Genomic DNA, 26483 nt, shown 5'->3' on the forward strand with positions numbered 1-26483 from the left:
TGCATTCTCGGCCCCCGCACAAGGGGCGTCATTACTGGCTAGTAACGGCCCGATAACCGATCCGCGACCGCCCGGTATCGGTCGGCCACGGACGGTGGCTCCACGGCGGGGAGCAGAACGGGGCATGAACGGGCGAACCCGCCCAGAGGAACACCCCCGACTTACTCCAAGTAACAGTGGCCGTGATTTACCAAGTTTTGGCAAATCACGGCCACTGTCGTGTCCTGGGGAGGGAGTTCTCAGCTGGGGCGAGGGGTACGGATCAGAAGAGCACCCTGGCCAGCGCGGTGCGCGCCGACGTCACCCGGGGGTCGTCGGCGCCCACGACCTCGAAGAGTTCCAGCAGCCGCACCCGGGCGGCGTCGCGGTCGTCGCCCGCCGTGCGCCGCACCGTGTCGATGAGCCGCCCGAAGGCGTCCTCGACGTGACCGCCCACCAGGTCCAGGTCGGCCGCGGCGATCTGCGCCGCCACATCGGCGGGCCGGTCGGCCGCGTCCTTGCGGACCTGCTGCGCGTCCAGACCCTGGACGCGCTGGAGCAGTTCGGCCTGCGCGAGGCCGAGCTTGGCCTCCGTGTTGGCCGGATCGTCGCTGAGCACGTTCTTGTACGCCTGTACGGCACCGGCCAGATCGCCGGCGTCCAGCGCCTGGACGGCCGATTCGAGCAGGGCGTCGTAAGGACCGGCGGGCACCTCGGCGGGGGCGGCGGCCTGCGGGCCCTCGGCGCCCGGGTCGACCGTGAGGCCGGTCAGGCCGAAGCGCTCCTCGCCGACCTGGATGAGCTGGTCCAGGGTCTGGCGGATCTGCGCCTCGGGGGCGGCACCCTGGAAAAGCGGCAGGGCCTGGCCGGCCACCACCGCGAAGACAGCCGGGATGCCCTGGATCCCGAACTGCTGCATCAACATCTGGTTCGCGTCGACATCGATCTTGGCGAGCAGGAAACGGCCGTTGTACTCCTCGGCGAGCCGCTCCAGCAGGGGGCCGAGCTGCTTGCACGGCTCGCACCACTCGGCCCAGAAGTCGATGACGACGGGGACCTCGGTGGAGCGCTGGAGGACCTCGCGTTCGAAGCCCGCCTCGTCGACGTCGATGACCAGGCTCGACGCGGACACCGCGGCACCCGCCGCGCCTCCGCCCTGCCGGGCCGCTTCGGCGCGCGCCTGCTCCGCCTTCGCCTTGGCCTCCTGGGCCGCCTTGACGGCGGCGAGGTCGACGACTCCGCTCATGGACATGTTCCGTGGCTGCATGAGTACATCCTCCCCCAAGCCGTACGGGAACCACGCCCGTCCGTGGCCCCCCGCCGGATTGCGGGGCCACAGGGGGCACGGTCCAAGGTCCGCAGGAGGACCGTCGGTTGGCGCGGGGTCCCCACCCCGGGCCGGTCGTGCGTTCGTGCGTGCTGCGTGGTTGTCGCTCGTGGCGCTCGCTGACGGGGGGTACGAGGTCCGGTCTGCGCCGCTCGTCCTCGCCCTCGCCCCGTCAGCTTTCGCTACGGGTCGTAGCGTAACCGCCGAGCCTTGGCCATGGGTAGCGGGCGCCGGTGATCTCCCTCACTGCCGTGTGCACGGGGCTCCCCGACGGGGCCGTACCCACCGGTATGGTCGCCGCCATGCAGAGCCGTACGCCCACCACCGCCGCCGCCGCCCGCACCGGCGGGCGCCCTCGCAGCGCCACCGCCGACGCCGCGATCCTGGAGGCGACCCGGCAGGGCCTCGTCGAGCTGGGCTGGTCCAAGCTGACGCTCGGCGACGTCGCCACGCGCGCGGGAGTCGCCAAGACGACCCTGTACCGGCGCTGGGCGGGCAAGAGCGAACTGGTCGTGGACGCGGTCGCGGAACTCTTCGACGAGCTGGAACTGCCGGACCGGGGCAGCCTGGCCGCCGACATCGAGGGCGTCGTCCTGCAGTTCGCCCTGCTGCTCGGCCGGCCCGAGACGAAGACGGCACTGATGGCGGTGGTCGCCGAATCCACGACGGACGAGCCGCTGCGGGCCCGCATCCGGGCGTCCATCGTCGACCGCCAGAAGCGGCTGGTCCTCGCGGGGCGGGAGCGGGCGCAGGCGCGGGGCGAACTCCCGGCCGAGCCCGACGCGGACTCCGCCGGCCGCACGGCCGACCTCATCTTCGACGTGATCGCCGGTGCGGTGGTGCATCGGGCGCTGGTCAGCGCGGAGCCCGTCGACGAGGAGTGGGCCCGCCGCTTCACCCTCCTCCTCCTGAGCGGCCTCTCAGCGGCGACCGGGTCTGGCCGGTGGCCCTGACCCCCTTTCTGGCCCGCCGCTTCGCGGCGGATGCTTTCCCACCCACCCACCCGTTACCCCGCATCGGACGGTGACCGCCCGGGGCGGACGCCCGCTGCCACAGGGGATAACGCCGGGAAACGGGCGGGTGGGCGGGAAACATCCGCCGCGAAGCGGCGGCCCAGGAGATAACGCCGGGCAAACGGGTGGGTGGGCGGGAAACATCCGCCGCGAAGCGGCGGGGCAGGGGATGACCTCGGGCACCGGAGTCAGAGGCAGCACAGGTACCCGGAACAGGCGCCCCGCCAGAACAGGCGCCCCGCCAGAACCCTCAGACCTGATACCTCCCCACCCCGAACAGCCCAAGATTCCCGGCGACCCACGCAGAGGTACGACGCAACCCCTCCCCGAGGGACACCTCCGGCACCCACCCCACCCACTCCCGCGCCCGCCGATTGTCGGACAGCAACCGCTCGACCTCACTCCCGGACGGCCGCACCCGCGCCGGATCGACGACCACGGACGCCTCCCGCCCGGACGCCGCGATCAGCGCCTGCGCCAGCTCCCCGATGGAGATCTCCCGCCCGACCCCGAGATTGACCGCGTGCCCGAGCGCCCGGTCGCACTCCGCCATCGCCACGAACCCCCGCGCCGTGTCGGTGACGTACGTGAAGTCCCGCGTGGGCGTCAGCGACCCGAGCCTGATCTCCCGTACCCCCGAGTGGAGTTGGGCGAGGATCGTCGGGATGACGGCCCGCGCCGACTGCCGCGGGCCGTACGTGTTGAAGGGACGTACGACCGTCACCGGCAGCTCGAAGGCGTGCCAGTGCGAGAGCGCCACCATGTCGGCGCCGATCTTCGACGCGGAGTACGGCGACTGCGGCTGGAGCGGGTGCGATTCGGCGATGGGCGCCGTCAGCGCCGTCCCGTACACCTCGCTGGTGGAGGTGTGGACCAGCCGCCGCACGGAGTGCCTCCGGCAGGCTTCGGCGACGTTCTCGGTGCCGACGACGTTCGTCTGGACGTACGCGCCCGGCGAGTCGTAGGAGTACGGGATGCCGATCAGCGCGGCCAGGTGGAAGACGGTGTCGCACCCGGCGACCGCGTCCATCACGCGCCCCGCGTCCCGCACGTCCCCGGCGATCATCTCGACACGCGGATCGGCGAGGAGACGCGCCAGGTTCCCCTTCTCCGCGTACGGCTTGTAATGCGCGAAGGCGCGGACCTTCGCACCCCGGGCGAGCAGCAGGTCGACGAGGGTCGACCCGATGAAGCCCTCGGCCCCGGTGACGAGGACGGCGCGGTCGTGCCAGGAGAAGGCGGTGGGCGTGGTCATGCGTGCTCCAGGTGAGGGGTGGGGAGGGCGAGGCGCAGGACCCGCTCGGCGAGCAGGTCGGCGGCGCGGGCGTGCGGCCCGGGGTCCGCGGCGCCGCTCATGGCGGCGAGCCGCACCGGGTCGGCGAGCAGCGGCCCGATGAGGGCGGCGAGCCGGTCGGCCGTCGTCTCGGCGTCGGGCAGCAGCAGTCCGGCGCCCGCGTCGGTCAGGACCCGGGCGTTGTGGGTCTGGTGGTCGCCGGGCGCGTGCGGGTAGGGCACGAGGACGGCGGGGACGCCGGTGGCGGCCAGTTCGGCGACGGTCGCCGAGCCCGCGCGGCACACGACGAGGTCGGCGGCGGCGTAGCAGAGGTCCATGCGGTCGAGGTAGGGGACGGCGCGGGCGACGGCGTCGCCGCCCGTCGAGGCGAGCCGCGCCCGGGTCTTGGCGAGGGCCGCCGGGCCGGTCTTGATCAGGAGGTGTACGTCATGACGTCCTCGCTCCCGCCACCGCTCCGCGAGTCCGGCCGCCGCCTCGGTGAGCCGTGCCGCACCGAGGCTGCCGCCGTTGAAGAGGACGAGCCGGGCCCCGGCCGGTACGCCGAGCGCGTGCCGCGCCTCGTCGCGCAGCGCGGCCCGGTCGAGCGCGGCCAGCGGCGCGGCGATGGGCATGCCGGTGGTGTGCGCGCGGTCGCCGCCGGGCAGGTGGGCGCGGCTGCGGTCGAAGGCCACCGCGATGTTCGGGGTGAGGCGGGCGGCGAACCGGTTGGCGCGGCCCGGTACGGCGTTGGACTCGTGGATGAGGCTCGGCAGCCCGGCCAGGCGGGCGCCGACGATGACGGGGGCGCTGGGGTAGCCGCCCATGCCGACGGCGATCCGCGCGCCCTGCTCGCGCAGGATGGTCCGGCACTGGGCGCCGGACTTGAGCAGCGCGGCGGGCAGCAGGTAGCGGCGGGCGCCGAGCGAAGGGTCGAAGGGGATCATGTCGACGGTGTGCAGGCGGTATCCGGCGTCCGGTATCAGCCGGCTCTCCAGGCCCCGTTCGGTGCCGACGAAGGAGATCACGGCGCCCGGCACGGCGCGGCGCAGCGCGTCGGCGAGGGCGAGGCCCGGGTAGATGTGCCCCCCGGTGCCGCCCGCCCCGATCACCACGGAGAGGTCGGCGCGGGCGGGGGGCGCGGCGCGGCCGGAGTGAGAGGTTCGCATGGCAGTGGAGCATCGCGAGGGCGTCTAAGAGGGTTTTAAGAGCCGCGTTTGGCACCGTGGGTCCATGAGCTTCACGAGCCTGACCAGCAGAGGTGGCCCGCCGGGCGCGAGTGAGCCGGTGCCGCACAAGATCCTGGTGGTGGACGACGACCCCGAGGTCCGGGCCGCCGTCGAGGACGCCCTGACGGTCGAGGGCCATCTGGTGCACGGCGCCGCCGACGGGCATCGCGCGCTCACGGCGGTGGCCCGCTGGGAGCCGGACCTGGTCGTCCTCGACGTGCTGATGCCCGTCATGGACGGCCTCGCCGTCTGCCGAAGGCTGCGCGCCGCGGGCGATCGCACGCCGGTGCTCGTCCTGACCGCCCTGGACTCGGTGAGCGAGCGGGTGGACGGCCTGGACGCGGGCGCCGACGACTATCTGGTCAAGCCTTTCGCGCTGGACGAGCTGGTGGCCCGCGTACGGGCGCTGCTGCGGCGCGCGTCACCGGAGCCGCCCGCGGGCGACGGCGACGACCTGAGGTACGACGATCTCGTCCTGGACCCGGCCACCCGCACCGGCCGCCGGGGCGGGCGCCGCGTCGAGTTCAGCCGCACGGAGGCCGTCCTCCTGGAGCTGCTGCTGCGCAACGCCGGGCAGGTCCTGCCGCGCGAGCTGATCCAACGGGCGGTGTGGGGCCGCGACTTCGGCCCGGACTCCAACTCCCTGGCGGTGTATGTCGGTTATCTGCGCCGCAAGCTGGAGTCGGGCGGCGAGCCGCGGCTGGTCCACACCGTGCACGGGGTCGGCTACCGGCTGGGCTCCCCGTGAGCGCCCGGCGCGGGCTCGGTGCGCGCTGGCGCCGCCGCAGGCCGCTGCGCACCCGGCTCGCGGTGGCCGCGGCGGCGGCCGTGGCGCTGGTGGCGGTCGGGGTGTGCGTCGCCGCGTTCGTGGTGATCCGCTTCAAGCTGTATCAGCAGCTCGACCAGAACCTCGCCCAGTCGGCGACGCTCATCGCCCAGCAGAACCGCGACGAGGGCCCCGGCGTGCTGACCGGCCAGTGCCGGTTCCTCGGCGCGCCCGCGTGTTCGCAGATCGTCCCCGCGGACTCCGCCGAGGACCCGGGTGAGGCTTATCTGCTGCCCGTGTCCGGGGCGACGCGCGCGGTCGCGTCGGGGCGGCGGGCCCCGTACTACGCGAACTTCACGCTGCCCGGCGGGAAGCCGGGCCGGATGTACACGACCACCTTCGGCTCGGGCGTGGCGGTGCAGGTGGCGTCGCGGGCCGACATCGCCGAGCGCGGGGTGCGCCAGGCGGCGGGGCTGCTGCTCGCGGTGGGCGGCGCAGGCGTCCTGCTCTCGGCGGTCGGCGGCTACTGGGTCTCGCGCACCGGCCTGGCCCCGATCACCCGGCTCACCGCCACGGCCGAACGCATCGCCGCCACGCGGGACGCCCGGCACCGCATCGAGCTGCCGCCCGGCCCGCCGACCCGCGAGGGCCGCCGCAAGGGCCGCAAGGGCCGTACCGGTCGGGAGGACGAGGTCACGCGGCTGGCCGCCACGTTCAACACGATGCTCGGCGAGCTGGAGGAGTCGGTCGCGGCCCGGCGCCGGCTCGTCGCGGACGCCTCCCACGAGCTGCGCACGCCGCTGACCGCGCTGCGGACGAACGCCGAACTCCTCGCCCGCGCCGACCGGTTGACGGCCGCTCAGCGGGAGCGGGCGGCCGGGGCGCTCGGCCGGCAGCTGCGGGAAGTCACCGGCCTGGTCAACGACTTGATCGAGCTGGCCAGGGACGAGGAGCCGCAGCCCCTGGTGGAGGAGGTGCGGCTCGCCCCGCTGGCCGCGCACGCGGTGGAGGCGGCGCGCGAGCACTGGCCCGCGATCCCCTTCACCCTCCACGTCGCCCCCGAGGCGGCGGACCTCTGCGTCCCCGGCGTACCGGCGCGGCTGTCCCGGCTGCTCACCAACATCCTCGACAACGCGGCCAAGTTCAGCCCGCCGGGCAGCCCCGTGGAGCTGTCCCTGCGCGCCACGGAGTTGACCGTGCGCGATCACGGCCCGGGTATCGCGGAGGAGGACCTGCCGCACGTCTTCGACCGCTTCTACCGCGCCGAGAGGGCCCGCGCGCTGCCGGGCTCTGGCCTGGGGCTCGCGATGGCCCGCCAGATCGCGCACGCGCACGGCGCGGAACTGACGGCGGAACGGGCCCCGGGCGGCGGCGCCCTGTTCCGCCTCGCCCTGCCCGCGCCGTAGCCCCACCCGTCGCCCGGGCAGAAGACCTGGCCCGCCCGCCGTCACGCCGCGCCCGGCTGCGGCTAGAACCCGGGCGGTTCCGTGTAGACGCCCCACTCGTCCCGCAGCACCCCGCAGATCTCCCCGAGAGTCGCCTCCGCGCGTACCGCCTCCAGCATGGGGGCGATCATGTTGGAGCCGTCCCGCGCGGCGGCCAGCATGGCGTCGAGCGACGCCCGCACCCGCGCGTCGTCCCGTCCGGCCTTGCGCTCCGCCAGCTCCCGCACCTGCTCCCGCTCGACCTCGTGGCTGACCCGCAGGATCTCCAGGTCGCCGGTGACGGAACCCTCGTGGCAGTTGACGCCGACGACGCGCTTGTCGCCCTTCTCCAGGGACCGCTGGTACTGGAAGGCGGACTCGGCGATCTCGCCGGTGAACCAGCCGTCCTCGATGCCGCGCAGGATGCCCGAGGTGATCGGCCCGACGGGGTGCTGCCCGTCGGGGCGGGCCCGTCGGCCCCGCTCCTTGATCTGTTCGAAGATCTTCTCGGCGTCGGCCTCGATGCGGTCGGTGAGCTGCTCGACGTACCAGGAGCCGCCGAGCGGGTCCGCGACGTTGGCGACGCCGGTCTCCTCCATCAGGACCTGCTGGGTGCGCAGCGCGATCTCGGCGGCCTGCTCGCTGGGCAGGGCGAGCGTCTCGTCGAGGGCGTTGGTGTGCAGGGAGTTCGTCCCGCCGAGGACCGCGGCGAGGGCCTCGACGGCGGTGCGGACGACGTTGTTGTACGGCTGCTGGGCGGTGAGGGAGACCCCGGCGGTCTGCGTGTGGAAGCGCAGCCACTGGGCCTTCTCGGTGCGCGCCCCGTACTCGTCGCGCAGCCAGCGGGCCCAGATGCGGCGCGCGGCGCGGAACTTGGCGATCTCCTCGAAGAAGTCGACGTGCGCGTCGAAGAAGAAGGAGAGGCCGGGCGCGAAGACGTCGACGTCGAGTCCGCGGCTGAGGCCCAGCTCCACGTACCCGAAGCCGTCCGCCAGGGTGTACGCGAGCTCCTGCGCGGCCGTCGCCCCGGCCTCCCGGATGTGGTAGCCGGAGACGGACAGGGGCTTGTACGCGGGGATGTCGCGCGCGCAGTGCTCCATCAGGTCGCCGATGAGGCGCAGGTGCGGCTCGGGCTGGAAGAGCCACTCCTTCTGCGCGATGTACTCCTTGAAGATGTCGGTCTGGAGCGTGCCGTTGAGCACGCCCGGGTCGACGCCCTGGCGCTCGGCCGCGACGAGGTACATGCAGAAGACGGGCACGGCGGGCCCGCTGATCGTCATGGAGGTCGTGACGTCGCCGAGCGGGATGTCCTTGAAGAGGACCTCCATGTCGGCGGCCGAGTCGATGGCGACGCCGCAGTGGCCGACCTCGCCGAGCGAGCGGGGGTCGTCGGAGTCGCGGCCCATGAGGGTCGGCATGTCGAAGGCGACGGAGAGCCCGCCGCCGCCGTTGGCCAGGATCATCTTGTAGCGCTCGTTCGTCTGCTCGGCGTTGCCGAAGCCGGCGAACTGACGGATGGTCCACGTCCTGCCCCGGTACCCGGTGGCGTACAGGCCGCGGGTGTAGGGGTACTCCCCGGGCCAGCCGATCCGCTCGAAGCCCTCGTACGTGTCGCCGGGGCGCGGCCCGTAGACGGGCTCGACCGGGTCGCCGGAGAGCGTGGTGAAGTCCGCGTCACGCTTGCGGGCCTTGTCGTAGCGGGCCTGCCAGCGGAGGCGGCCTTCCTCGATCGCTTCAGCGTCCATACCCCCGAATTTACTAGGACGTCCTAGTAAATGTCGATGGCTGACCGCCACGGGTTGCCCGTGGCGGCGGGGATCAGGCCTTCGCGGTGAGCGGCGAGCCGTCGGCGATCAGCGGCTCGACCTCGCGGACGACCTTGCGCTCGACGAAGAACGCGGCCGTCGGGATCGTGCCGGAGACCAGCACCCACAGGAGCTTGCCGAACGGCCACTTCGCCTTGGAGCCGAGGTCGAAGGCGAAGATCAGGTAGATGATGTACAGCACGCCGTGGATCTGCGACACGACGAGCGTCAGACCCTCGCCCTTGTCGAAGCCGTACTTGAAGATCATGCACGCGCACAGCACGAGCAGCATCACGGCGGTGACGTAGGCCATCACCCGGTAGCGGGTCAGCACGCTGGATTTCATGCCTCCGAGCGTAACCGCCCGATTTGCGCGATCTTCGCCGACCCCGCCGCTCCTACTTCTCCTCGAAGTCCCGCGCCGCCACCCGCAGCGGCCGCAGCATCGCGAAGATCTCCCCGCACTCCTCCGCGTCGTACACCCCGAGCCCGAAGTCCATCGCCATCAGCTCGCGCGTGGCTGCCTCGACGACCTCGCGGCCCTTCGGCGTGATGGAGGCGAGGGTGCCCCGCCCGTCGTTCGGGTTCGGCCGCTTGTCGACGAGGCCGGAGCGCACGAGCCGGTCGACGGTGTTCGTCACGGACGTCGGGTGCACCATGAGCCGCTCGCCGATCTTGGACATCGGCAGCTCGCCGGCCTGCGAGAAGGTGAGCAGCACCAGTGCCTCGTACCGCGCGAAGGTCAGTCCGTAGGGCTTGACGACCGCGTCGACCTCGGCGAGCAGGATCTGGTGCGCCCGCATGATCGAGGTGATCGCGCCCATGGCCGGGACCGATCCCCAGCGCTGCTTCCAGAGCTCGTCGGCGCGGGCGATGGGATCGAAGGGAAGGCTGAGCGGCTTCGGCACGCCAAAGACCTTACCCGCCGGTCATATGCTGGTCAGCCCCGTCTCGCGATTCGGTCATATGTTCCCCCGCACCCTCCGGCGTACGGCTGCGGGCCTGCTCCCCCGGGTCCCGCGTGCGCCGCACCTCCAGCGCCAGGAGGAGACAGCAGAGGGTGCCGATGACCCCGGCGCCCGCGACGACCGTGCTCACCGCGCTGAACTCGGCCGCCAGACCCGCGAGCGCCATGCCGACGCCCTGGATCGTCATGAGGCCCGCCGTGTGCACCGTCATCGCGCGCCCGCGCAACTCCTCGGGCACGGCCTCGACGAACCATCGGTCCAGGCCGAGCGTGTACGCCGATCCGGCCCCGGCGAGCGCGAGCGCGGCCAGCGCCGGGACCATGCCGGGCGTGGCCGCGTACACGGTCAGCGGGACCAGCGTGAGCGAGGCGAACGGCAGGACGAGGCGGGCGCGCGCCGCGGCGGACAGCACCGACCCGGCCCAGAGCTCGCCCGCGACCGTGCCCACCGGCAGGGCGCACATGAGCAGTCCGACACCACCGGCCCCGACGCCGATCTCGTCCGCGTAGGGGGCGGCGAGCGCCTCCGGGGCGACCAGGAACAGGGGCGGCACCCAGAAGAGCAGCAGCAGGGCCCGCACCCGCCGGTCGCCGAGCACCTGCCGGGCGCCGCCCAGCGAGTACCGCACGAGCGCCCCGCCGCCCCGGGTGCGCGCGGGCCGCCGCCGCGTCCCGCACCGCAGCACCAGCGCCGAGCACACGAACGTGCAGAGCGTGACGGCGAGGGCACCCCGCGGGGACACCAGGGTGAGGAGCACGCCGCCGAGGCCGAACCCGACCAGGACCGCGCTCTGCGAGACGATCCGCAGCAGGGAGCGCCCGAGCACGAACAGGTCGCCGTCGCCGAGGATGTCGGTGAGCGTCGCCATCCGGGTGCCGTTGAAGACGGGCGCGACGAGGGCGATGGCGCAGCGCAGCGCGAGCAGCGCGGCGACAGGGGTGGCGGGCAGCGCCATCAGTCCCGCGCACCCCGCACACACCGCGTCGCACAGGACGAGCACCCGCCGCGGCGGACACCGGTCGGCGATCCCGGCAAGCAGCGTGCCGCCCAGGAGGTACGGCAGCAGGCCGAGGGCGAAGGTGAGTGCGCCGAGCAGCGGTGATCCGGTCAGTCCGTAGACGAGGACGGTCAGCGCGATCTCGCTGACGACGACACCGAGCAGCGAGAACGCGTGCGCGACGAAGACGGCGCGGAACTCGGTCACGGCGAGCACCCGGAGGTAGCCGGCGGACCCGGCCGTGGTCGGGGGCGGGGTCGGGGGCGCAGGCGGGGGCGGGAGCGGAGGCGGGGGCGGGGGCGGTTCAGGGGCCATGGCCGCAGCCTCACGCGGGGACGCGCGCTGCCCTAGAGTTTCGGGCCCGGACGAATCTTCGGCGCGCGGGACGCGTGGGGTGTCCGGGACCGCGTCGTCGGCGCCCGAAGACGCGTCGTCGGCGCCCGGGGAGGGGTTCGCGTGCCGTTCCATCTGCACTTCGGTCAGGACGACCTGCTGCGCTGCCGGTTCGCGGTGTCGCCGCTGTGGGAGACCCAGGAGGCCGTCCGCACCCTCAAGCGTCCCGAGCGCCACGCCTACCACCCGCAGTGGCTGCGCGAGATCCGCGCGGCGAGCCGGGAGATCGACCTGAGCGCGCTGTGGCTCCTGATGCCCCGGCGCGGGCACGCCCCGGACTTCCTCGGGCCGCCCCCGATCGGTCCCGCCGCCCGCTTCGACGAGGAGATCGCGGGCGTCCGCGCGACCGGCCCCGAGGCGGCGGCGGAGGACATGGCGCGGGCACTCGCCTGCACCCCGGGCGCCGCCGCGTCGCCGAAGGGCCGGGCGCTGCTGGCCGATCCGGCGGGCGCCGTGCGGGAGCTCGCGGACGTCATGGAGACCGCCTGGCACACGCTGGTCGAGCCGGTCTGGCCGAGGCTGCGCGCGCTCCTGGAGGCCGACGTCGCCCACCACTCGCGGCGGCTCGCGGAGGTCGGCCTCGGCGGGCTGCTCCCGGAGCTGGACCGGCGGCTGTCGTGGGACGCCGGCACGCTCACCGTGGAGTGGCGCGACGAGCATGTGCGGGATCTGTCGGGGCAGGGTCTCGTGCTGATCCCGAGCGTCTTCTCCTGGCCGGACGTGGTGAGCGGCTTCGATCCGCCGTGGCAGCCGACGGTGGCGTACCCGGTGCGGGGCATCGCGGGGCTGTGGGCCGAGCCGGCCAGCCGTACGCCCGCCTCGCTGGTGCGGCTCCTCGGCCGCGGCCGGGCGGCCGTCCTCACCGCGCTCGCCACCCCGGACACCACCTCGGGCCTGGCGGAGCGGCTCGGGCTCGCGCCGTCGTCGGTGTCGGCGCACCTGGCGGCGCTGCGGGATGCCGGGCTGCTGGTGTCGCGCCGGTACGGGCACCGGGTGGTCTACACGTGCACGCCGCTCGGGACCGCGCTCAGCGCCGGGGGCGGTGTGGCACAAGAGCGTGAATAGTTCTTTATGTCACGATTGCCGGGCTGACTGATCGTCACCGTCGCCCAAGGGGTCTGGATGCATCGGCTGCTCCGCACGTTCACCGCGCTCACGGCTCTCGCCGCCATCGGGCTCACGGCGGGCTGCTCGTCCGGGTCCGGGTCCGGGGCGGACTCCGCCAGGTCCGCGGGCGCCGACGCCTCCGGCCCCTCCACCGCCCGGGCGAAGCGGGCGCCGCACTCCTTCTGGGTCGACCCCGACAGCCCCGCCGCGCGCCAGGTCGCGGAGTGGGAACGCCAGGGCCGGACCCAGGACGCCGAGGCGCTCAGACGGATCGCCGAGCAGCCCGTGGCGGTGTGGCCGGCCGGGGACGACCCGGCGCACGACATCACCGAGGCGACCCGGGGCGCGGCCAAGGAGGGCCGTACCGCCGTCCTCGTCGCCTACAACATCCCCCACCGCGACTGCGGTCAGCACTCCGCGGGCGGCGCGAGCAGCGCCGACTCCTACCGGAGCTGGGTGGACGCCTTCGCCGACGCGATCGGCTCCGCCCCCGCCCTGGTCGTCCTGGAGCCCGACGCCGTCCCGCACATCGTGGACGGCTGCACCCCGGCCGAGTACCACGCCGACCGCTACCAGCTGCTCTCCGAGGCGATCCAGCGGTTGAAGCGGCAGCCGAAGGTCAAGGTGTACCTCGACGCGGGGAACCCCGGCTGGATCACCGAGGCGCACAAACTGTCCGAGCCGCTGCTCCAGGCGGGTGTCGCCCAGGCCGACGGCTTCTCGCTGAACGTCTCGAACTTCCAGAGCGACGAGGTCACCAAGGCGTACGGCCGCACGCTGTCGGCGACCGTCGGTGACAAGCACTTCGTCATGGACACCAGCCGCAACGGCCGGGGCCCGCTGGCCGGCGGCCGCCGGGACGCGTGGTGCAACCCGCCGGGGCGGGGCCTCGGCACCCCGCCCACCGACCGCACGGGCGATCCGCTCCTGGACGCCGTCCTGTGGATCAAGCGGCCGGGCGACTCGGACGGCCCGTGCCGGGGCGGCCCGGCGGCGGGGCAGTGGTGGCCGGACTACGCCCTCGGCCTCGCGCGCAACGCGAAGAAGAAGGAGGCGTGAGCCGCCCGCTCAGGCGTGAGCCGTCCGCTCGGGCGTGAGCCCCCGCTCAGACGTGAGCCGTCCGCTCGCGCATGATCCACCCGGTCAGCCCTTCGGGCCCACGTGGATCCACTTCGCCTCCGAGGACGTGCCGTCCGTGTCGGTGACGAACAGCATGTACCAGCCCGGCGGCACCAGGGCCGCGTCCCCGCGGGGCACGTCCACCGTCACCGCCCCCTTGGCCTTGGTCACGCCCAGTGCGATCGAGCGCTGCTCGACGTCGGTCGTGTGCGTGACCGCGCTCGGCCGCATGAGCCGGGCGGAGGCGATGGTCTCGGGGCGGTCGGTGCGGAACGTGGCGCGGCCGTCCGGCGGCAGCTGCGCGGGTCCGTCCGCGAGCACCGGGCGGTTCTTGCCGCCCCGGTGCAGCGCGGGCGGGGTGAAGACCTCCATGCGCTGCTCGAAGTGGCCGAGTTTGGTGTTCTGCTGGTTGTCGAAGAGCGGGTCCGAGCCGAAGGTGACGACCCGGCCGTCGGGCAGGAGCAGCGCCTCCGAGTGGTAGTTGCGGCCCACCCTGGGCGCGGCCGCCTCGCGGAAGGCGTTCTGCTTCGGGTCGTAGAACTGCGCCTTGAGGATGTTGCTGGCGCCGCGGCCCCGGTAGTCGGAGGAGCCGTTGGAGGTGAACACCGTGTCGTCCGGCATGAGCACGCTGTTCAGGTAGCGGGTGCCCTGGGGCAGGCGCGGCCCGGTCTTGAAGGACGGGTTCTCCTCCTTGAGGTCGATCACGGCCGTGCGGCGCGTCGCCTTGTCGGATTCGCCCACGCCCCCGCCGCCCATGATCATCACCTTCTGGTCCTGCGCGGGCGGCAGCAGCACGGACGCGGACGTCTCGGTCTGGTCGGTGTCGGTCAGTCCCGGCACCTTCTCGAACTTGTTCGTCCGCAGGTCCCACAGGCCCGGCTCACGGCCCTGGTCTGCGGGGCCGTAGCCGGCGTTGGACGCCGGGTAGAAGAGCTTGCCGCCCTTGGTGAGGAAGAGCGCGGGGTAGGTCGGGAAGTACCGCTTGGGGCCGTCCGTCCACTTCTTCGTCCGCGGGTCGTAGATCTCGTTGTCCCCGGGGTCGATCACGCCCACGTCGTCGAGCCCGGAGACGGCGAGCACCTTGCCGTCGTCCAGACCGACCAGCGTCGGGTACCAGCGGGCCTTCTTCATCGGGTCGACCTGGATGTACCGCTCGGCCCTCGGGTCGAACTCGTACGCCGCCTTGATGCCCTGGAAGTCCTGCTTCTCCATGTCGAGCTTCTCGGCGATGCCGTACGTGTTGTCGGCCTCCTTGCCGGTCAGGCCCTCGATCTCGTACTGCGCCGACTTCTCGTTGACCGACTGCTCGCCCGGCCTGACCGCCTCGACGAAGACGCGCGCCTCGCTCGCCTTGACCTTCGTCTTCCACGGCTGCATCACACCGGACTTTGAGTACGTGATCTCGTAGTTCCGCTTGGCCCTCGGGACCTCGACGTCGAACTTGCTGACGTACTCGATGCCGGACGGCGAGCGGAACTTGGTGCCCTTCTTCAGGCGTATGCCCTTGTCGGGGTTCTCGTTCTTCACGCGCATGCCGCCGCCGGCCCGCTCCACCTCGCCGTCGAGCAGTTCATAGCGCGCGGTGCCGCCCGCCACCAGGAGACGTCCGTCGGGGAGCTGGGCGTGTCCGGAGCAGAAGAAGTCCTCGGGGGTCTCGATCTTCTTGAACGTGTCGTTCTTCGGGTCCCACAGGACCGTGTCGAACGACCCGGCGTCGAACTTCTTCTGCTCGTTGCCCGAGCCCGCGACGATCAGCACCTTGCCGGTGTGCAGGAGGGCGGCGTGGATGGCGTTGGTACGGAACTCCTTGGGGATGTCGACCTGCTTCCAGGAGCCGTACTTCGCCTTGTAACCGGGCCGGGAGATCTTGTACTCGTAGTACTGCTCCTCGGCGAAGGAGAGCGCCGCCGGGGCGTTCAGTCCGACGAGCAGCGCGCCCGCGCCGACTCCGATGAGTGTCTTCCTCGTACGCCTTGAGGGCCGGTAGGCCATGGCTCAGTTCCCTCCTGTCGTCGTGCCGGTCGCGAACGCCGGCTCGCCCTCGGCGTCCGGCGCGGGCTGCCCGGCCTCCAGCCGCTCCTCGCGCTCCGGACCGGCCTGGCGGGCCGCCCTGCGCTCCTTGACGACCGTGCCGATCCACACCGCGACCGGTGCCAGGGAGATGGCCATCGCGAGGACGGCCCAGGTGCGCATCGCCGCGTGCGTGTGGCCGAGCACGAAGGAGGCGGCCAGCGAACCCGCCAGGAGCACCGCCCAGAACAGGTGGATGCGGAAGGTCAGCAGCCGGTCGGGGCTCGCGTCGCCGCCCTTGGGCGTGACCACGAAGCGGCTCGGGCGGCGGACCAGGGCCGCGCCGAGCGACTTGGCGTAGATGGGCGCGGAGAGCGCCGACATCGCCATCCCGGCGAGGCCTCCGGAGCCCTCCGGCTCGTGCGGGGAGACGTTGTGGCGGCGGTTCCACAGGTAGAGGCCGATCTGGAGGGCGGCCGCGTCGCTGTAGAGCATCATCCAGACGGAGGCCGCGACCTGGGTGCCGGACGCCCCGAACCACAGGAACAGGACGCAGCTGAGGATGCCCAGCAGCCAGTTGACGGCCGTCATCGGGTAGTACACGAGCATCAGCGTGTACGAGAACAGCCGCCCCGGCGGCATGGTGAAGGGCGCCTTCCAGTACTGCTTGAAGAGCGTCTCGTAGGTGCCGCGCGACCAGCGCATCTGCTGGGTGAAGAAGTCCGTCCAGGACGCCGGGCCCTCGCCGACGGCCAGCACGTCGGGGGTGTAGACCGAACGCCAGTGCTTCTGGGTGGCCGGATTGCGGCGCCGGTGCAGTTCGAAGCCCGTCGCCATGTCCTCGGTGATCGAGTCGTACAGGCCGCCCACCTGGGTGAGCGCGCTGACGCGTACGACGTTGTTGGTGCCGACGAACATGGGCGCCCGGTAGCGGTTGCCCGCGCGCTGGATGAGCGCGTGGAAGAGGAACTGCTGGGACTCGGCGGCCTTGGTCACCGGCGTCTCGTAGTTGCCGTAGACCTGCGGTCCGACGACGAACGCCACGTCCGGGTCGCGGAAGTAGCCCATCATCCGCTCCAGGAAGTTGGGCAGCGGCACGTGGTCGGTGTCGACGGAGGCGAAGAAGTCGTACTCCGCGTGGTGCATCGCGAGCCACGCGTTGTAGTTGCCGTGCTTGGTGCGGGCCTTGTGGGGGCCCTTGTCGCGGTTCCACTCCGGTACGCCGAGGCGGGTGAAGTGGCGCACCCCCAGCTCTTCGCACAGGGCCTTCGCGGCGGGGTCGTCGCCCTCGTCCAGGAGCCAGACGTGGAGGGGGCCCCTGTGGTGTATCCGGACGGCGCCCTCAAGAGTGGCCCGGACCATGGAGAGGGGCTCCTTGCCGGGGACGTACGTGGTGAGGAAGGCGACGCGGGTGCCTTCTTCGGGGGTCACCGGTATCGGGTCGCGGGCGACCATCGTGGCGTGCGCGATCGATACGACGTTGACCAGCATGAAGAGCTCGATCAGGCCGATCGCCACGAGCATGGTGATGTCGAGGCCGATGAGCCAGCGTTCGCCGCCCTCGCGTTCGGTCCAGTGCGTCGGCCACACGAGGTAGACGAGCAGCAGGCCGGTGAGCAGGGGCGCCAGCGTCATCAGGAGCACGGCGCGTATTCGGTGAGGCTCACTGGAGAGGAGCTTGCGGTACTGCACCCGGTAACCGCCGCCCTCGCCGTTCCCGCCGCCGCCCGGGGGCTCGGTGAGCGGTCCGGCGAGCGTGCTGTGGGTGTCGTAGTCGTAGCCCTCCGGCTGCCGCACAGCGCCCTCCAGTGTTCTGGTGATCGAGCCGATACCCCCACAAAAGGGGAATTCCACCGGGGTGTCGACCTGGACGCGTCCGTGCGAGGGGTTTCCGGGCGGGCGGGGGAGGCTGCGGAGGCGTTCGCCCCTACGTGACCGACCCGACGCGGGGAAACACCCACCCGCTTGCTCCAACGTGGCCGGCAGGACGCGGGGATACACCCACCCGCTGCCCCTACGTGGCCGACCCGACGCCGGGATACGGGTGGGTGGGTGGGAAACATCCGCCGCGAAGCGGCGGCCCAGAAAGACCGAACCCACCACACAGGCAAGCGGAGAAGAGGGAGAAGAGACTAGGCCCGCGCAGACCGACGAAGCCGATGCCGAACGGCCCGCTGCGCAAGAGGCCCAAGCTCCTCAACGGCACTCACCAAAAGGGCCAACTGCTCCAACGCGGCCAACGCCCGCTCCGTACCCTCCGCATCAACCCCCTCATACAGCTCAAGCCCCACGAACGACGCCCCGACCGCCCGCGCGAGCCCGACAGGGTCGGTGAACTCCCCGAGGGGCGACGCGGAGAGGACCCGCGTCAGCACCTTCTCGATCTCCTCGATCCAGAGCGCGAGCCCCGCCGCCGTCGCCACGGCCAGCCGCGCCTGCGTCTGCGCCCCGGCGAGCAACTGCCCGAGAACGGCGACGTGCCCGGCGTCCCGCTCCTCCTCGTGCATCTCCCGCCCGAAGGCGAGCAGCCCGGCGAGGGAGTCGATCCCGGCGAGCCGGTCGCGGTAGCGGGCCACCCGCTGCTCGGTCCCGTGCCGACACGCCTGCGCGAGCAGGTCGTCGACGGAACCGAAGTGGTAGAAGACCAGCGCCTGGTTGACGCCCGCCGCAGCGGCGATGTTCCGCGCCGACGCTTTGGCGATGCCCTGCTCCGTGAGCGTCCGCAACGCCCCTTCGAGCAGCTTCTCCCGAGTTTCCTGCCCTTTGACGGAGTCCTTGACGGGGTCCTTGACGGGGTCCTTGACGGGGTCCTTGGCGGGGTCCTTGGCGGAGCCTTTCGCAGAGCCCGCCACGGGGTCCTTGCCCGCGCTCACGCCCGCGCCTCCTCACGGACGGGCCGCAGCCCGGCCCGCACCCCACACACACGGACGTCCGTGTACGCGGCCCGGAAGGACCCCTCGTAGCCGAAAAGCGGCCCGAAGTGCCGGTTCACGACCCGGACGCGGATCCGGAAACACTCGGCCTTGTCGTCGTAGGATTCCCGCACCTCGGCGTCCGCGCCGATCAACGACGGGACACGGCAGTCCACCGGCCCTTCCCGGAAGCGGTGCTCTCCGGAGCGGATCACCAGCGAACCGTCGGCCTCGGCCGAGAAGTACAGGTCGCTGGCGAGGTGCTGGTGCGTGCCGAGATAGTCGAGCACCCGGTCCCCCTTGGGGCTCAGGACCATCTGGGCGTCGAAGCGGCGGGGCCCGCCGGGCAGGTCGAAGGTGCGCACGAAGCTCACCGTCTCACGGCCGTACGTGTCGACGTACGGCACGTTCTCGATCACGAAGGGCACGTCGCGGCCCTGGCGCGGGACGAGGATGTTGCGGGTGCCGCCGGCCGCGAGGAACGGCTTCACGAAACCCCGGCCGTGCCAGACGCGCTCCATGACGCCCCGCCCGACGCAGGCCTCGCCGCTCGCCAGGCCCACGGAGAAGCGGCGGCGCAGCTGCGGGTGGAGCCGGTGGAAGTCGTCGCCCAGCACCGTCTCGAAGATCGACGTCATGACGGCTCCTTGACGGTGGCGAGGGGAGAGAGGGTGGAGAGGGTGGAGAGCACGCGGGGCGCACGCGTGCGTGCCGGTGGGGTTCGCAGGCAGCGGCGGGCCGCCGGGGTAGTCGGCAGCGGCGGCAGGATCACCGCGAGCGCGGCGGCCGCGAGGGCCGTCATGGGGGCGAACAGGACGGCCGCCGTCACGCCCAGCAGGCGCAGGGCGACGTCGGCGACGGCGTTCAGGAGGGCGCGTTCCGGGGTGATGCCGCGCTCCAGCCAGAGCCTGAGCCGGTCGAAGGACCAGGCCGTGGCCCAGCCCATCAGCGGCCGGAAGGCGGCGCGGTCGGCGAGCGCCCCGAGCCGGCCCCAGCGCGGACGGTAGTCGTACCCGGTGAGGAAGCGGATGCCGTCCGCCTCATGGCCCTCCCCCTGGCCCTCCTCCGGTACGTAGCGCCAGTAGCCGCTGCCCTCTTCGAGGAGGGAGAGCGGGTGCGGGCACGCGAAGCGCAGCGCGGAGGTGCGGGTGCCGTCGGCGCGTCGTTTCTCCCCGGCGCTGACACCGGTGCCGGCGATCGTGAGGAAGGGCAGCACGCGCGTGGCGTACCGGAAGTGCTGGGGCTCGCCGTCCGCGCACGGCAGGTAGGTGATCTCGGTGAAACGCAGATCCCAGCGCTGATGGAGAGCCGGCTCCTGGGTGTGCTTCCAGAGGTCTTCCAGATCGGCGCGTATCCGTGCCTCGATGTACAGGCTCACGGTAATCCCCCACGTCAGCGCATTATTGAGCGAGTGCTCAACTGAAGGTACAGCTGTTTGAGCAGTCGCTCAAGTCAGCGGGCAGGGAAAAGCCCCCACCCGTAGGGCGGGGGCTTCGTGGCGCGCGCGGGCACCGGCAGGGCAGGGGTCAGGCGGAGAGTTGGCGCTCCACCGTCTCGACCTTGGAGGTGAGGCCGTCGCTCACCCCGGGGCGGATGTCCGCCTTCAGAACGACGGAGACGCGGGGCGCTCGTGCCTCCACGGCGGCGACCGCCCGCTTGACGACGTCCATCACCTCGTCCCACTCGCCCTCGATGGAGGTGAACATGGCATCGGTCCGGTTGGGCAGGCCCGACTCGCGGACGACGCGGACGGCGTCGGCGACGTACTCGCCGACGTCCTCACCGACGCCGAGCGGGGTCACGGAGAACGCGACGATCATGCGTTGACGATCCCTTCCTTGCGGGCGCGCGAGGCGATGACCGCGGACTCGGCCTCGCGCTTCAGCTTGCGCTCGGCGAAGAACCCGCCGGTCGGCAGGACGGAGAGGACGAAGTACAGGGCGGCGGTCTTCAGGTCCCACTTCGCGCGGTTCCAGGCGTCCAGCCAGAAGACCACGTACAGCACGAAGAGCACGCCGTGGATCATGCCCATCGCCGGCACGGCGTTGAACTCCGTCGTCCGCTTGAGCACCGAGCAGACGAGCAGCAGCAGGAAGGAGACGGCCTCGGGGGCCGAGACCAGGCGGAGGCGGCGGAGTGCGGAAGCGGTCTTGATGTCCACGGGTCACCTTCGGTGAGGGGGGCGGCGGGCGGGCTGCGCGCTCGGCGGCGCCGATCTTGTGAACGCGCGCACAAGCGACCCCCATTGTGACATCGGGGAAGTCTCGGGGTTCGCTCAGGGGCCTTCACCCTGTTCTGGGTGGGTACGCGGGGGCTACCGTCGATTCGTGGCTACATTCCGGCTCCAGGGGAGCAGAGTGCTCGCCGTCGACATGACCGGCGACGCGGTGAAGGCGAAGAACGGCTCGATGGTCGCCCATGACGGCCAGATGGCCTTCAAAAAGCTGTCCGGCGGCGGCGAGGGCATACGCGGCATGGTGACGCGTCGCGTCACCGGCGAGCAGATGACGGTGATGGAGGTGAAGGGACACGGCACGTGCTGGTTCGCCGACCGGGCCACGGAGATCAATGTGGTGCGGCTGCGCGGCGAGAAGCTCTACGTCGAGGCGAGCAATCTGCTGTGCACCGACGCCGGCCTGCGCACGGGCACCAGCTTCACGGGCCTGCGCGGCGCGACGCAGGGCAACGGCCTGTTCACGACGACCGTCGAGGGCACGGGGCAGGCGGCGATCGTCTCCGACGGGCCGGCCGTGGTGCTGCGCGTCTCGCGGGAGTATCCGCTCACCGTCGACCCGGGGGCGTACATCGCGCACCAGGGCGACCTGCGCCAGAGCTTCCAGTCCGGGGTCACGTTCCGCACCTTCCTGGGCGAGGGCGGCGGCGAGGCCTTCCAGATCCGCTTCGAGGGCGACGGCCTGGTCTACGTCCAGCCCAGTGAGCGCACGACGATCGCGGGGGACGTCTGACATGCCCTTCCGGGAGATCAATTCCAAGATGGTCGAGGCGACGGTGCGGCCGGGCGCCACGATCTTCAGCCAGCGCGGCGCCATGCTCGCCTACCGGGGAGATGTCTCTTTCACGCCCAACCTCCAGGGCGGTCAGGGCGGTCTGGCGTCCATGATCGGGCGCCGGGTCGCGGGCGAGGCGACGCCGCTGATGACCGTGGACGGCAGCGGCACGGTCCTCTTCGGGCACGGCGGCCACCACATACAGGTGATCGGCCTCACCGGGGACACGCTGTACGTGGAGGCGGACCGGCTGCTCGCCTTCGACGGCACCCTTCAGCAGGGCACCATGTTCATGGGCTCCCAGGGCGGCGTCATGGGCATGGTCCGCGGCCAGGTCACCGGCCAGGGCCTGTTCACCACGACCCTGAAGGGGCACGGCCAGGTCGCCGTCATGGCGCACGGCGGGGTGATCGAGGTGCCGATCAGCCCGCAGCGCCCGGTCCACGTCGACCCTCAGGCGTATGTCGCGCACCACGGCGACGTGCGCAACAAGCTCTCCGCGGCGCTCGGCTGGCGCGACATGGTGGGCCGCGGCTCCGGAGAGGCGTTCCAGCTGGAGCTGTCGGGCAGCGGCGCGGTGTACGTCCAGGCCTCGGAGGAGAAGCTGTGAACGGCAATGTCTCGACCCCGGCGGGCGAGCCCGCGGTCTTCGACCCCACGACGCTGCCGAGCGACGACAACGTCAACGCGTACACCTTCTGCGTGGAGCTCAAGGGCAGCCAGTGGTTCCTGCAGAAGGGGAAGATGATCGCCTACTACGGGCGGATCGACTTCAACGGCATCGGGCACGGCCGGCTCGACCGGCTGGTCCGGACCAGTTTTCATTCGCCGCTGCACGCAAGTAACTGGGTCGTGGCGGAGGGCCAAGGCAAGATGCTCCTCGCCGACCGGGCCTTCGACGTGAATTCGTATGACTTGAATGAGGGCAACCTGACCATTCGCTCGGGCAACCTCCTCGCTTTTCAGCCAACTCTCGCGCTGAAGCAATCGATCGTTCCGGGCTTTCTGACGCTCATCGGGACCGGGAAGTTCGTGGCCGCCTCGAATGGTCCGGTGGTGTTCATGGAGCCGCCGATCCGGGTCGATCCACAGGCCCTCGTGGGCTGGGCCGACTGCCCCTCACCGTGCCATCACTACGACCACGGATACCTCACGGGGGTGATCGGGGGCGTGCGGGCACTGACCGGCATCGGTGGCACCTCCGGGGAGGAGCATCAATTCGAGTTCGTGGGCGCCGGCACGGTGCTGCTCCAGTCCAGCGAGGCGCTCGTGCCCGAGCAGGTCACAGGAGGGGTCCCGGACCAGGCGGGGGTGCCGGGAGGGAGGAGCGCTCCCATCCAACCGGGCCCTCAGCCGGGCGTACCGCGTCTTCCCGGACAACTGGGGGACCTCCAGCGTCGCTTCGGGCTGTGAGCGGTAGTCTGCGGAGTGTGACGGCGAACGCCTGTGCCCCTCCCGTGACCAGGGGAGGCAAGGTGCGTCACATCCCACCATTCGTTCACCTTTCAACTTCTTAGGTAGAATCGATTCCATGGAGACCGAGACGGCCCCGCAGTGGCTGACCGACGAGGAACAGTGCGCCTGGCGCATCCACGTGGAGGTCAACCGGATGCTGACATATCAGCTCGAAAAGGACCTTCAGCCGTTCAACCTGACCATGAACGACTACGACATTCTCGTGCATCTCTCAGAATCGGAAGACCTGCGGATGCGCATGAGCGATCTCGCCAGCGCCACCCTGCAGTCCAAGAGCCGCCTGTCCCACCAGATCACCCGCATGGAGAACGCGGGCCTGGTGCGCCGCGAGAACTGCGAGTCCGACCGGCGCGGCCTCTACACCGTCCTCACCCAGGAGGGCATGGAGACCATGCGGAAGGTGGCCCCGCACCACGTCGCCTCCGTCCGGCGGCACTTCGTCGACCTGGTCTCCCCCGAGGCCCTCGGCGAGCTGCACAAGGCCCTGACCCCGATCGCGGAACACCTGCGCTCCCAGCGCGGCAAGCCCTGACCCGCTCCGCTCCGCCCGGCGCTTCCGTCGCTCAATCCGCCGACGCCTGAGGGCTCGGCAGCCGGAGCTCGAAGAGCGCACCCCCCGACGGCGCCCGCTCCACCCCGAGCGTGCCGCCGTGCCGCGCCGCCACATCCCGCGCGATCGCGAGGCCCAGACCGGCCCCGCCCTCGTCGCGGGTCCGCGCGTCGTCAAGCCGTACGAACCGCTCGAAGATCCGCTCCCGCTCCTTCGGGGGCACTCCGCTGCCGTCATCGGACACCAGAAGGACCGCCCACGCGCCCTCGGCGCGGGTGGTGACCGTGACCCGGGAGCGGGCGTGCCGCTGCGCGTTGTCCAGGAGGTTGCCGAGCACCCGCGCCAACTGGTTGCGGGAGCCCGTGACCTCCACGCTCCCGAGGTCCAGCTCCACGTCGTGGGGGTCGCCCGTGCGCTGCGAGAGCTCCTCGCGCACGAAGGCGGCCAGCTCGACCCGGGCCTCGCCGGGCCGCTCGCCCGCGTCGAGCCGGGCGAGCAGGAGCAGATCGGCGGCGAGTTCCTGGAGCCGCACGGTGTCCTCGACGGCGCCGTCGACGTCCAGCAGCTCCGGATGCGCGGCGCCCACTTCGAGCTGCGTGCGGAGCGAGGCGATGGGGCTGCGCAGTTCGTGCGAGGCGTCCGCCACGAAGCGCCGCTGGCGCTCCACGGACGTCTGCAGGGCGGTGAGCGTCTCGTTCGTGGTGCGGGCGAGCCGGGCGATCTCGTCGTGCGTGTCCGGTTCGGGCACGCGGCGCGCGAGATCCTCCGACGCGGTGATCGCCGACATCTCCGCGGTGATGGCGGCCACCGGGCGCAGCGCGCGGCGCGTCACCAGCCAGGTGACGCCCGCGACGACGGCGAGCAGCAGGGGGAAGCCGATCAGCATGGACGTCAGCGCCGTCGACACGGCGCTGCGCTCGTCGGCGAGCGAGCCACCGGCGTAGACGGTGAGGTCGCCCCTGGTGGGCGTGCTCACCTCGACGGCGGCGAAGCGGTAGTCGGCGCTCTCGCCGTCGACGGTCGCGGAGCCGTCGGTGTACTCGGCGTCGTCGTCGATCTCACCCGGCTCCCCCGGCTCCCCCGGCTCACCCGTCTCACCCCGCTCACCCCTCTCCCCCGGCTCCGGCTTCTTTCCGCCGCTGTCGGCCGTGCGGGTCGCGGGGCCGGGCCCGACCGCGTCGGTCCCGGTGCCGCTGATCCGCTCCAGGTCCTCGCCGGCCGCCACCACCTCACCGTCCTCATTGACGACCTGGACCGGTGACTCGTCGGCGTCCGGCAGGTCGAGATCGTCGTAGGGGCGGCCGGCCACGAGTTGCGCGGCGACCTCGCGGGCGGCGGCGTCCGCCCGGCCGTCGGCCTGGCCGGTGAGGTTGGCGCGCAGCGAGAAGAGCACGGCGGCGCCGGCCGCCACCAGGGCGAGGGCGACGACCAGGCTCGCGCCCAGCGTGGCGCGGGCGCGCACGGAGCCGAAGAGCCGTCTCATCGCGGGGCCTCCAGGCGGTAACCGGCGCCGCGCACCGTCGTGATGAGGCGCGCGCCCAGCTTGCGGCGCAGGGTGCTCACGTACACCTCGACGATGTTCGGGTCCCCCTCGTACGCGAAGTCCCAGACGTGCTCCAGGATGTCGCCCTTGGAGACGACCTCCCCGGCCCGCAGCACCAGCTGCTCCAGGACCGCGAACTCCTTGGCCGTCAAGGTGACTTCGTCCTCGCCGCGGAAGACGCGGCGCGCGGCCGTGTCGACCTTGAGGTCGCCCAGGACGTGGACCGGCGAGGGGCCCGCGTTGCCCCGGCGGCGCAGCAGTGCCTTCACGCGGGCCACCAGCACGACGTACGAGAACGGCTTGGTGAGGTAGTCGTCGGCGCCGGTGTCCAGGCCCTCCGCCTCGTCGTACTCGCCGTCCTTGGCGGTGAGCATCAGGATGGGTACGTCGTTGCCGGCCGCGCGCAGGGTCGAGCAGACGCGGTAGCCGTTCATGCCGGGCAGCATGATGTCGAGGATGACCAGGTCGTACGCGCCCTCGCTCGCGCGGTGCAGACCGTCGGTGCCGTCATGGACGACGTCGACGGCGTAGCCCTCTGCGGTCAGGCCCTTGGCGAGGGACAGGGCCAGCCGCTTCTCGTCCTCGACGATCAACAAACGCATGCGTTCAGGGTGGCAGAGCGAACCTGAAGAGTTCTTCAGGCGGCTTCAGCTCCGGTTCAGGGTCGGTCGGCCAGATTGGTCCTCATCGAAAGCGAACGGCAGCGGCCCCGGCCGCCGCCACACTCGCCCACCGTCTCGGGAGGAACTCCATGAAGCGCAACATCGTCATCGCCACCGTCGCCGCCGCGGCCCTGGTCACCGGCGGTACCGCCACCGCCCTCGCGACCACCGGTGACGACGAGAGCGCCGCGCAGCGGTCGAGCGTCCGGCTGACGGACCACGACCGCAAGGACGACAACAAGAGCGACGACGACAAGAGCGACGACCGCAAGGACGACGACCGCCGCGACGACGCCGAGGACGCGGCCGAGAACACCGCCGAGGCCAAGGCCGCCAAGGTGACCGCCGCCGACGCGATCAGGGCGGCCCTCGCGAAGACCCCCGGCACCGCGGTCTCCGCCGAACTGGACGAGGAGGACGGCGCCCTGGTCTGGGGCGTCGACATCCTGAAGGGCGACACCTGGCACGACGTCGAGGTGGACCCGGGCACCGGCAAGGTCCTCGGCTCCTGGATCGACCGCGACGATGACGGGGATGACGCGGCCGACGCCGCCCGGGTGAACGCCGCGCTCAAGGGCGCGTCCACCAGCGCCGAGGACGCCGCGCGCGCCGGTGCCGCCAAGGGCAAGGTGACCTCCGTCGACCTGGACGACGACGGCAAGGCGGGTGCCTGGGGCGTCGAGACGACGGGCGCCAAGGGCGCGGAGTCCCAGTGGCACGTCGACCTGAAGACCGGCAAGGTCACCGCGGACCGCCACGACGACGACCGTGACGACCAGGACGCCGACGGCTCGGACGACTGACACGCGGACACATGCAAACGCCCCGGGTACGCCGCCCCCGGGGCGTTTCCGCGCCACCGCCGGATGTGCGCCCACCGCCGGATGCGGGGCGGGCACCTGTCGCTGGGCGGCGACCCGTTACG

The 26483-nt window shown here is 72.0% G+C and carries 26 protein-coding genes; 10 read left to right on the top strand and 16 right to left on the bottom strand.

All coding sequences use genetic code 11. The features are described 5' to 3' along the window. Positions 1–262: 262 nt before the first annotated feature. Entirely contained in the window at positions 263–1246 is a 984-nt protein-coding gene (locus ACZ516_RS22035) for a tetratricopeptide repeat protein (protein ID WP_358699131.1), read from the bottom strand. A 362-nt stretch (positions 1247–1608) separates the two neighbouring features. Between ACZ516_RS22035 and ACZ516_RS22040 the strand changes: the two genes are divergently transcribed. Continuing rightward, on the top strand, positions 1609–2259 hold the full coding sequence (locus ACZ516_RS22040) for a TetR/AcrR family transcriptional regulator (protein WP_469011436.1): 651 nt from the start codon (positions 1609–1611) through the stop codon (positions 2257–2259). Between the two features lie 310 nt (positions 2260–2569). On the opposite strand, the gene ACZ516_RS22045 is transcribed toward ACZ516_RS22040, so the two are convergent. Both ACZ516_RS22045 and ACZ516_RS22050 read right to left on the bottom strand, forming a co-directional pair. After that, positions 2570–3574: a GDP-mannose 4,6-dehydratase gene (locus tag ACZ516_RS22045; protein WP_469011437.1), complete on the bottom strand. Its 1005-nt coding sequence runs from the start codon at positions 3572–3574 to the stop codon at positions 2570–2572. Further along, entirely contained in the window at positions 3571–4758 is a 1188-nt protein-coding gene (locus ACZ516_RS22050) for a UDP-N-acetylglucosamine--N-acetylmuramyl-(pentapeptide) pyrophosphoryl-undecaprenol N-acetylglucosamine transferase (RefSeq protein ID WP_469011438.1), read from the bottom strand. The genes ACZ516_RS22045 and ACZ516_RS22050 overlap by 4 nt, the downstream gene beginning before the upstream one ends. A 64-nt stretch (positions 4759–4822) precedes the next feature. On the opposite strand from ACZ516_RS22050, the gene ACZ516_RS22055 reads away from it, so the two are divergent. Together ACZ516_RS22055 and ACZ516_RS22060 are read left to right on the top strand one after the other, a co-directional pair. Then, a complete protein-coding gene (locus tag ACZ516_RS22055; RefSeq protein WP_469011439.1) occupies positions 4823–5566 on the top strand; it encodes a response regulator transcription factor in 744 nt (247 codons plus the stop codon). After that, positions 5563–6990 (top strand): sensor histidine kinase, encoded by a 1428-nt coding sequence (locus ACZ516_RS22060; protein WP_469011440.1) that lies wholly within the window; start codon positions 5563–5565, stop codon positions 6988–6990. Before ACZ516_RS22055 ends, ACZ516_RS22060 begins: the two co-directional genes overlap by 4 nt. Before the next feature lie 62 nt (positions 6991–7052). Here the strand turns inward: ACZ516_RS22060 and ACZ516_RS22065 are convergent, their stop codons facing one another. From ACZ516_RS22065 to ACZ516_RS22080, 4 genes are all read right to left on the bottom strand, one after another. Continuing rightward, on the bottom strand, positions 7053–8753 hold the full coding sequence (locus ACZ516_RS22065) for an acyl-CoA mutase large subunit family protein (protein ID WP_358583912.1): 1701 nt from the start codon (positions 8751–8753) through the stop codon (positions 7053–7055). Positions 8754–8826: 73 nt separating this feature from the next. Beyond that, positions 8827–9159, bottom strand: coding sequence for a DUF3817 domain-containing protein (locus ACZ516_RS22070; RefSeq protein ID WP_358583913.1), 333 nt, complete (start codon positions 9157–9159; stop codon positions 8827–8829). 52 nt (positions 9160–9211) lie between these two features. Next, positions 9212–9721: a MarR family winged helix-turn-helix transcriptional regulator gene (locus ACZ516_RS22075; protein ID WP_358583914.1), complete on the bottom strand. Its 510-nt coding sequence runs from the start codon at positions 9719–9721 to the stop codon at positions 9212–9214. A gap of 10 nt (positions 9722–9731) precedes the next feature. Further along, positions 9732–11093: an MFS transporter gene (locus tag ACZ516_RS22080; RefSeq protein WP_469011441.1), complete on the bottom strand. Its 1362-nt coding sequence runs from the start codon at positions 11091–11093 to the stop codon at positions 9732–9734. A 141-nt stretch (positions 11094–11234) separates the two neighbouring features. Here ACZ516_RS22080 and ACZ516_RS22085 point away from each other — a divergent pair, with 141 nt between their 5' ends. Both ACZ516_RS22085 and ACZ516_RS22090 read left to right on the top strand, forming a co-directional pair. After that, positions 11235–12236, top strand: coding sequence for an ArsR/SmtB family transcription factor (locus ACZ516_RS22085; RefSeq protein WP_469011442.1), 1002 nt, complete (start codon positions 11235–11237; stop codon positions 12234–12236). Between the two features lie 57 nt (positions 12237–12293). Then, positions 12294–13337, top strand: a complete 1044-nt coding sequence (locus ACZ516_RS22090; RefSeq protein WP_469011443.1) for a glycoside hydrolase family 6 protein — start codon at positions 12294–12296, stop codon at positions 13335–13337. Positions 13338–13421: 84 nt separating this feature from the next. Here ACZ516_RS22090 and glxA read toward each other — a convergent pair whose 3' ends face one another. From glxA to ACZ516_RS22125, 7 genes are all read right to left on the bottom strand, one after another. Next, positions 13422–15389 carry a radical copper oxidase GlxA gene (glxA, locus tag ACZ516_RS22095; RefSeq protein ID WP_469011444.1) on the bottom strand — a complete coding sequence of 656 codons (1968 nt, stop codon included), beginning with the start codon at positions 15387–15389 and terminating at the stop codon, positions 13422–13424. 3 nt (positions 15390–15392) lie between these two features. Further along, positions 15393–17204, bottom strand: a complete 1812-nt coding sequence (locus ACZ516_RS22100) for a glycosyltransferase family 2 protein (RefSeq protein ID WP_358911717.1) — start codon at positions 17202–17204, stop codon at positions 15393–15395. A 335-nt stretch (positions 17205–17539) separates the two neighbouring features. Then, a complete protein-coding gene (locus tag ACZ516_RS22105) occupies positions 17540–18148 on the bottom strand; it encodes a TetR family transcriptional regulator (RefSeq protein ID WP_358583940.1) in 609 nt (202 codons plus the stop codon). 128 nt (positions 18149–18276) lie between these two features. After that, positions 18277–18957, bottom strand: a complete 681-nt coding sequence (locus tag ACZ516_RS22110) for a DUF4166 domain-containing protein (RefSeq protein ID WP_469011445.1) — start codon at positions 18955–18957, stop codon at positions 18277–18279. Further along, positions 18954–19697, bottom strand: a complete 744-nt coding sequence (locus tag ACZ516_RS22115; RefSeq protein ID WP_361079328.1) for a hypothetical protein — start codon at positions 19695–19697, stop codon at positions 18954–18956. Before ACZ516_RS22115 ends, ACZ516_RS22110 begins: the two co-directional genes overlap by 4 nt. A gap of 148 nt (positions 19698–19845) precedes the next feature. Beyond that, a complete protein-coding gene (locus ACZ516_RS22120) occupies positions 19846–20139 on the bottom strand; it encodes an MTH1187 family thiamine-binding protein (RefSeq protein WP_469011446.1) in 294 nt (97 codons plus the stop codon). After that, positions 20136–20480 (bottom strand): DUF3817 domain-containing protein, encoded by a 345-nt coding sequence (locus tag ACZ516_RS22125; protein ID WP_358583928.1) that lies wholly within the window; start codon positions 20478–20480, stop codon positions 20136–20138. The genes ACZ516_RS22120 and ACZ516_RS22125 overlap by 4 nt, the downstream gene beginning before the upstream one ends. A gap of 166 nt (positions 20481–20646) precedes the next feature. On the opposite strand from ACZ516_RS22125, the gene ACZ516_RS22130 reads away from it, so the two are divergent. The 4 genes from ACZ516_RS22130 to ACZ516_RS22145 all read left to right on the top strand — a co-directional run bounded on the left by ACZ516_RS22130 (position 20647) and on the right by ACZ516_RS22145 (position 23335). After that, the gene (locus ACZ516_RS22130) at positions 20647–21285 is read left to right on the top strand and encodes an AIM24 family protein (protein ID WP_358583930.1); all 639 of its coding nucleotides are present in this window, start codon (positions 20647–20649) and stop codon (positions 21283–21285) included. Position 21286: 1 nt separating this feature from the next. Continuing rightward, positions 21287–21937 (top strand): AIM24 family protein, encoded by a 651-nt coding sequence (locus tag ACZ516_RS22135; protein ID WP_358699645.1) that lies wholly within the window; start codon positions 21287–21289, stop codon positions 21935–21937. Beyond that, positions 21934–22740, top strand: coding sequence for an AIM24 family protein (locus ACZ516_RS22140; RefSeq protein ID WP_469011447.1), 807 nt, complete (start codon positions 21934–21936; stop codon positions 22738–22740). Before ACZ516_RS22135 ends, ACZ516_RS22140 begins: the two co-directional genes overlap by 4 nt. 118 nt (positions 22741–22858) lie before the next feature. Next, positions 22859–23335: a MarR family winged helix-turn-helix transcriptional regulator gene (locus ACZ516_RS22145; protein WP_358583936.1), complete on the top strand. Its 477-nt coding sequence runs from the start codon at positions 22859–22861 to the stop codon at positions 23333–23335. 31 nt (positions 23336–23366) lie between these two features. On the opposite strand, the gene ACZ516_RS22150 is transcribed toward ACZ516_RS22145, so the two are convergent. Further along, on the bottom strand, positions 23367–24836 hold the full coding sequence (locus tag ACZ516_RS22150; RefSeq protein ID WP_469011448.1) for a sensor histidine kinase: 1470 nt from the start codon (positions 24834–24836) through the stop codon (positions 23367–23369). Further along, positions 24833–25498 (bottom strand): response regulator transcription factor, encoded by a 666-nt coding sequence (locus ACZ516_RS22155; protein ID WP_358701054.1) that lies wholly within the window; start codon positions 25496–25498, stop codon positions 24833–24835. The genes ACZ516_RS22150 and ACZ516_RS22155 overlap by 4 nt, the downstream gene beginning before the upstream one ends. 149 nt (positions 25499–25647) lie before the next feature. On the opposite strand from ACZ516_RS22155, the gene ACZ516_RS22160 reads away from it, so the two are divergent. Then, entirely contained in the window at positions 25648–26361 is a 714-nt protein-coding gene (locus tag ACZ516_RS22160; RefSeq protein ID WP_469011449.1) for a PepSY domain-containing protein, read from the top strand. The last annotated feature ends 122 nt before the right edge of the window (positions 26362–26483 follow it).

Source organism: Streptomyces sp. NPDC034037 (assembly GCF_055575715.1).

Coding starts and splice junctions, on each gene's coding strand:
- ACZ516_RS22035 (WP_358699131.1), bottom strand. CDS start 1,246: ATGCAGCCACGGAACATGTCCATGAGCGGAGTCGTCGACCTCGCCGCC.
- ACZ516_RS22055 (WP_469011439.1), top strand. CDS start 4,823: ATGAGCTTCACGAGCCTGACCAGCAGAGGTGGCCCGCCGGGCGCGAGT.
- ACZ516_RS22155 (WP_358701054.1), bottom strand. CDS start 25,498: ATGCGTTTGTTGATCGTCGAGGACGAGAAGCGGCTGGCCCTGTCCCTC.
- ACZ516_RS22080 (WP_469011441.1), bottom strand. CDS start 11,093: ATGGCCCCTGAACCGCCCCCGCCCCCGCCTCCGCTCCCGCCCCCGCCT.
- ACZ516_RS22110 (WP_469011445.1), bottom strand. CDS start 18,957: ATGACGTCGATCTTCGAGACGGTGCTGGGCGACGACTTCCACCGGCTC.
- ACZ516_RS22045 (WP_469011437.1), bottom strand. CDS start 3,574: ATGACCACGCCCACCGCCTTCTCCTGGCACGACCGCGCCGTCCTCGTC.
- ACZ516_RS22160 (WP_469011449.1), top strand. CDS start 25,648: ATGAAGCGCAACATCGTCATCGCCACCGTCGCCGCCGCGGCCCTGGTC.
- ACZ516_RS22135 (WP_358699645.1), top strand. CDS start 21,287: ATGCCCTTCCGGGAGATCAATTCCAAGATGGTCGAGGCGACGGTGCGG.
- ACZ516_RS22145 (WP_358583936.1), top strand. CDS start 22,859: ATGGAGACCGAGACGGCCCCGCAGTGGCTGACCGACGAGGAACAGTGC.
- ACZ516_RS22070 (WP_358583913.1), bottom strand. CDS start 9,159: ATGAAATCCAGCGTGCTGACCCGCTACCGGGTGATGGCCTACGTCACC.
- ACZ516_RS22050 (WP_469011438.1), bottom strand. CDS start 4,758: ATGCGAACCTCTCACTCCGGCCGCGCCGCGCCCCCCGCCCGCGCCGAC.
- ACZ516_RS22090 (WP_469011443.1), top strand. CDS start 12,294: ATGCATCGGCTGCTCCGCACGTTCACCGCGCTCACGGCTCTCGCCGCC.
- ACZ516_RS22065 (WP_358583912.1), bottom strand. CDS start 8,753: ATGGACGCTGAAGCGATCGAGGAAGGCCGCCTCCGCTGGCAGGCCCGC.
- ACZ516_RS22150 (WP_469011448.1), bottom strand. CDS start 24,836: ATGAGACGGCTCTTCGGCTCCGTGCGCGCCCGCGCCACGCTGGGCGCG.
- ACZ516_RS22120 (WP_469011446.1), bottom strand. CDS start 20,139: ATGATCGTCGCGTTCTCCGTGACCCCGCTCGGCGTCGGTGAGGACGTC.
- ACZ516_RS22040 (WP_469011436.1), top strand. CDS start 1,609: ATGCAGAGCCGTACGCCCACCACCGCCGCCGCCGCCCGCACCGGCGGG.
- glxA (WP_469011444.1), bottom strand. CDS start 15,389: ATGGCCTACCGGCCCTCAAGGCGTACGAGGAAGACACTCATCGGAGTC.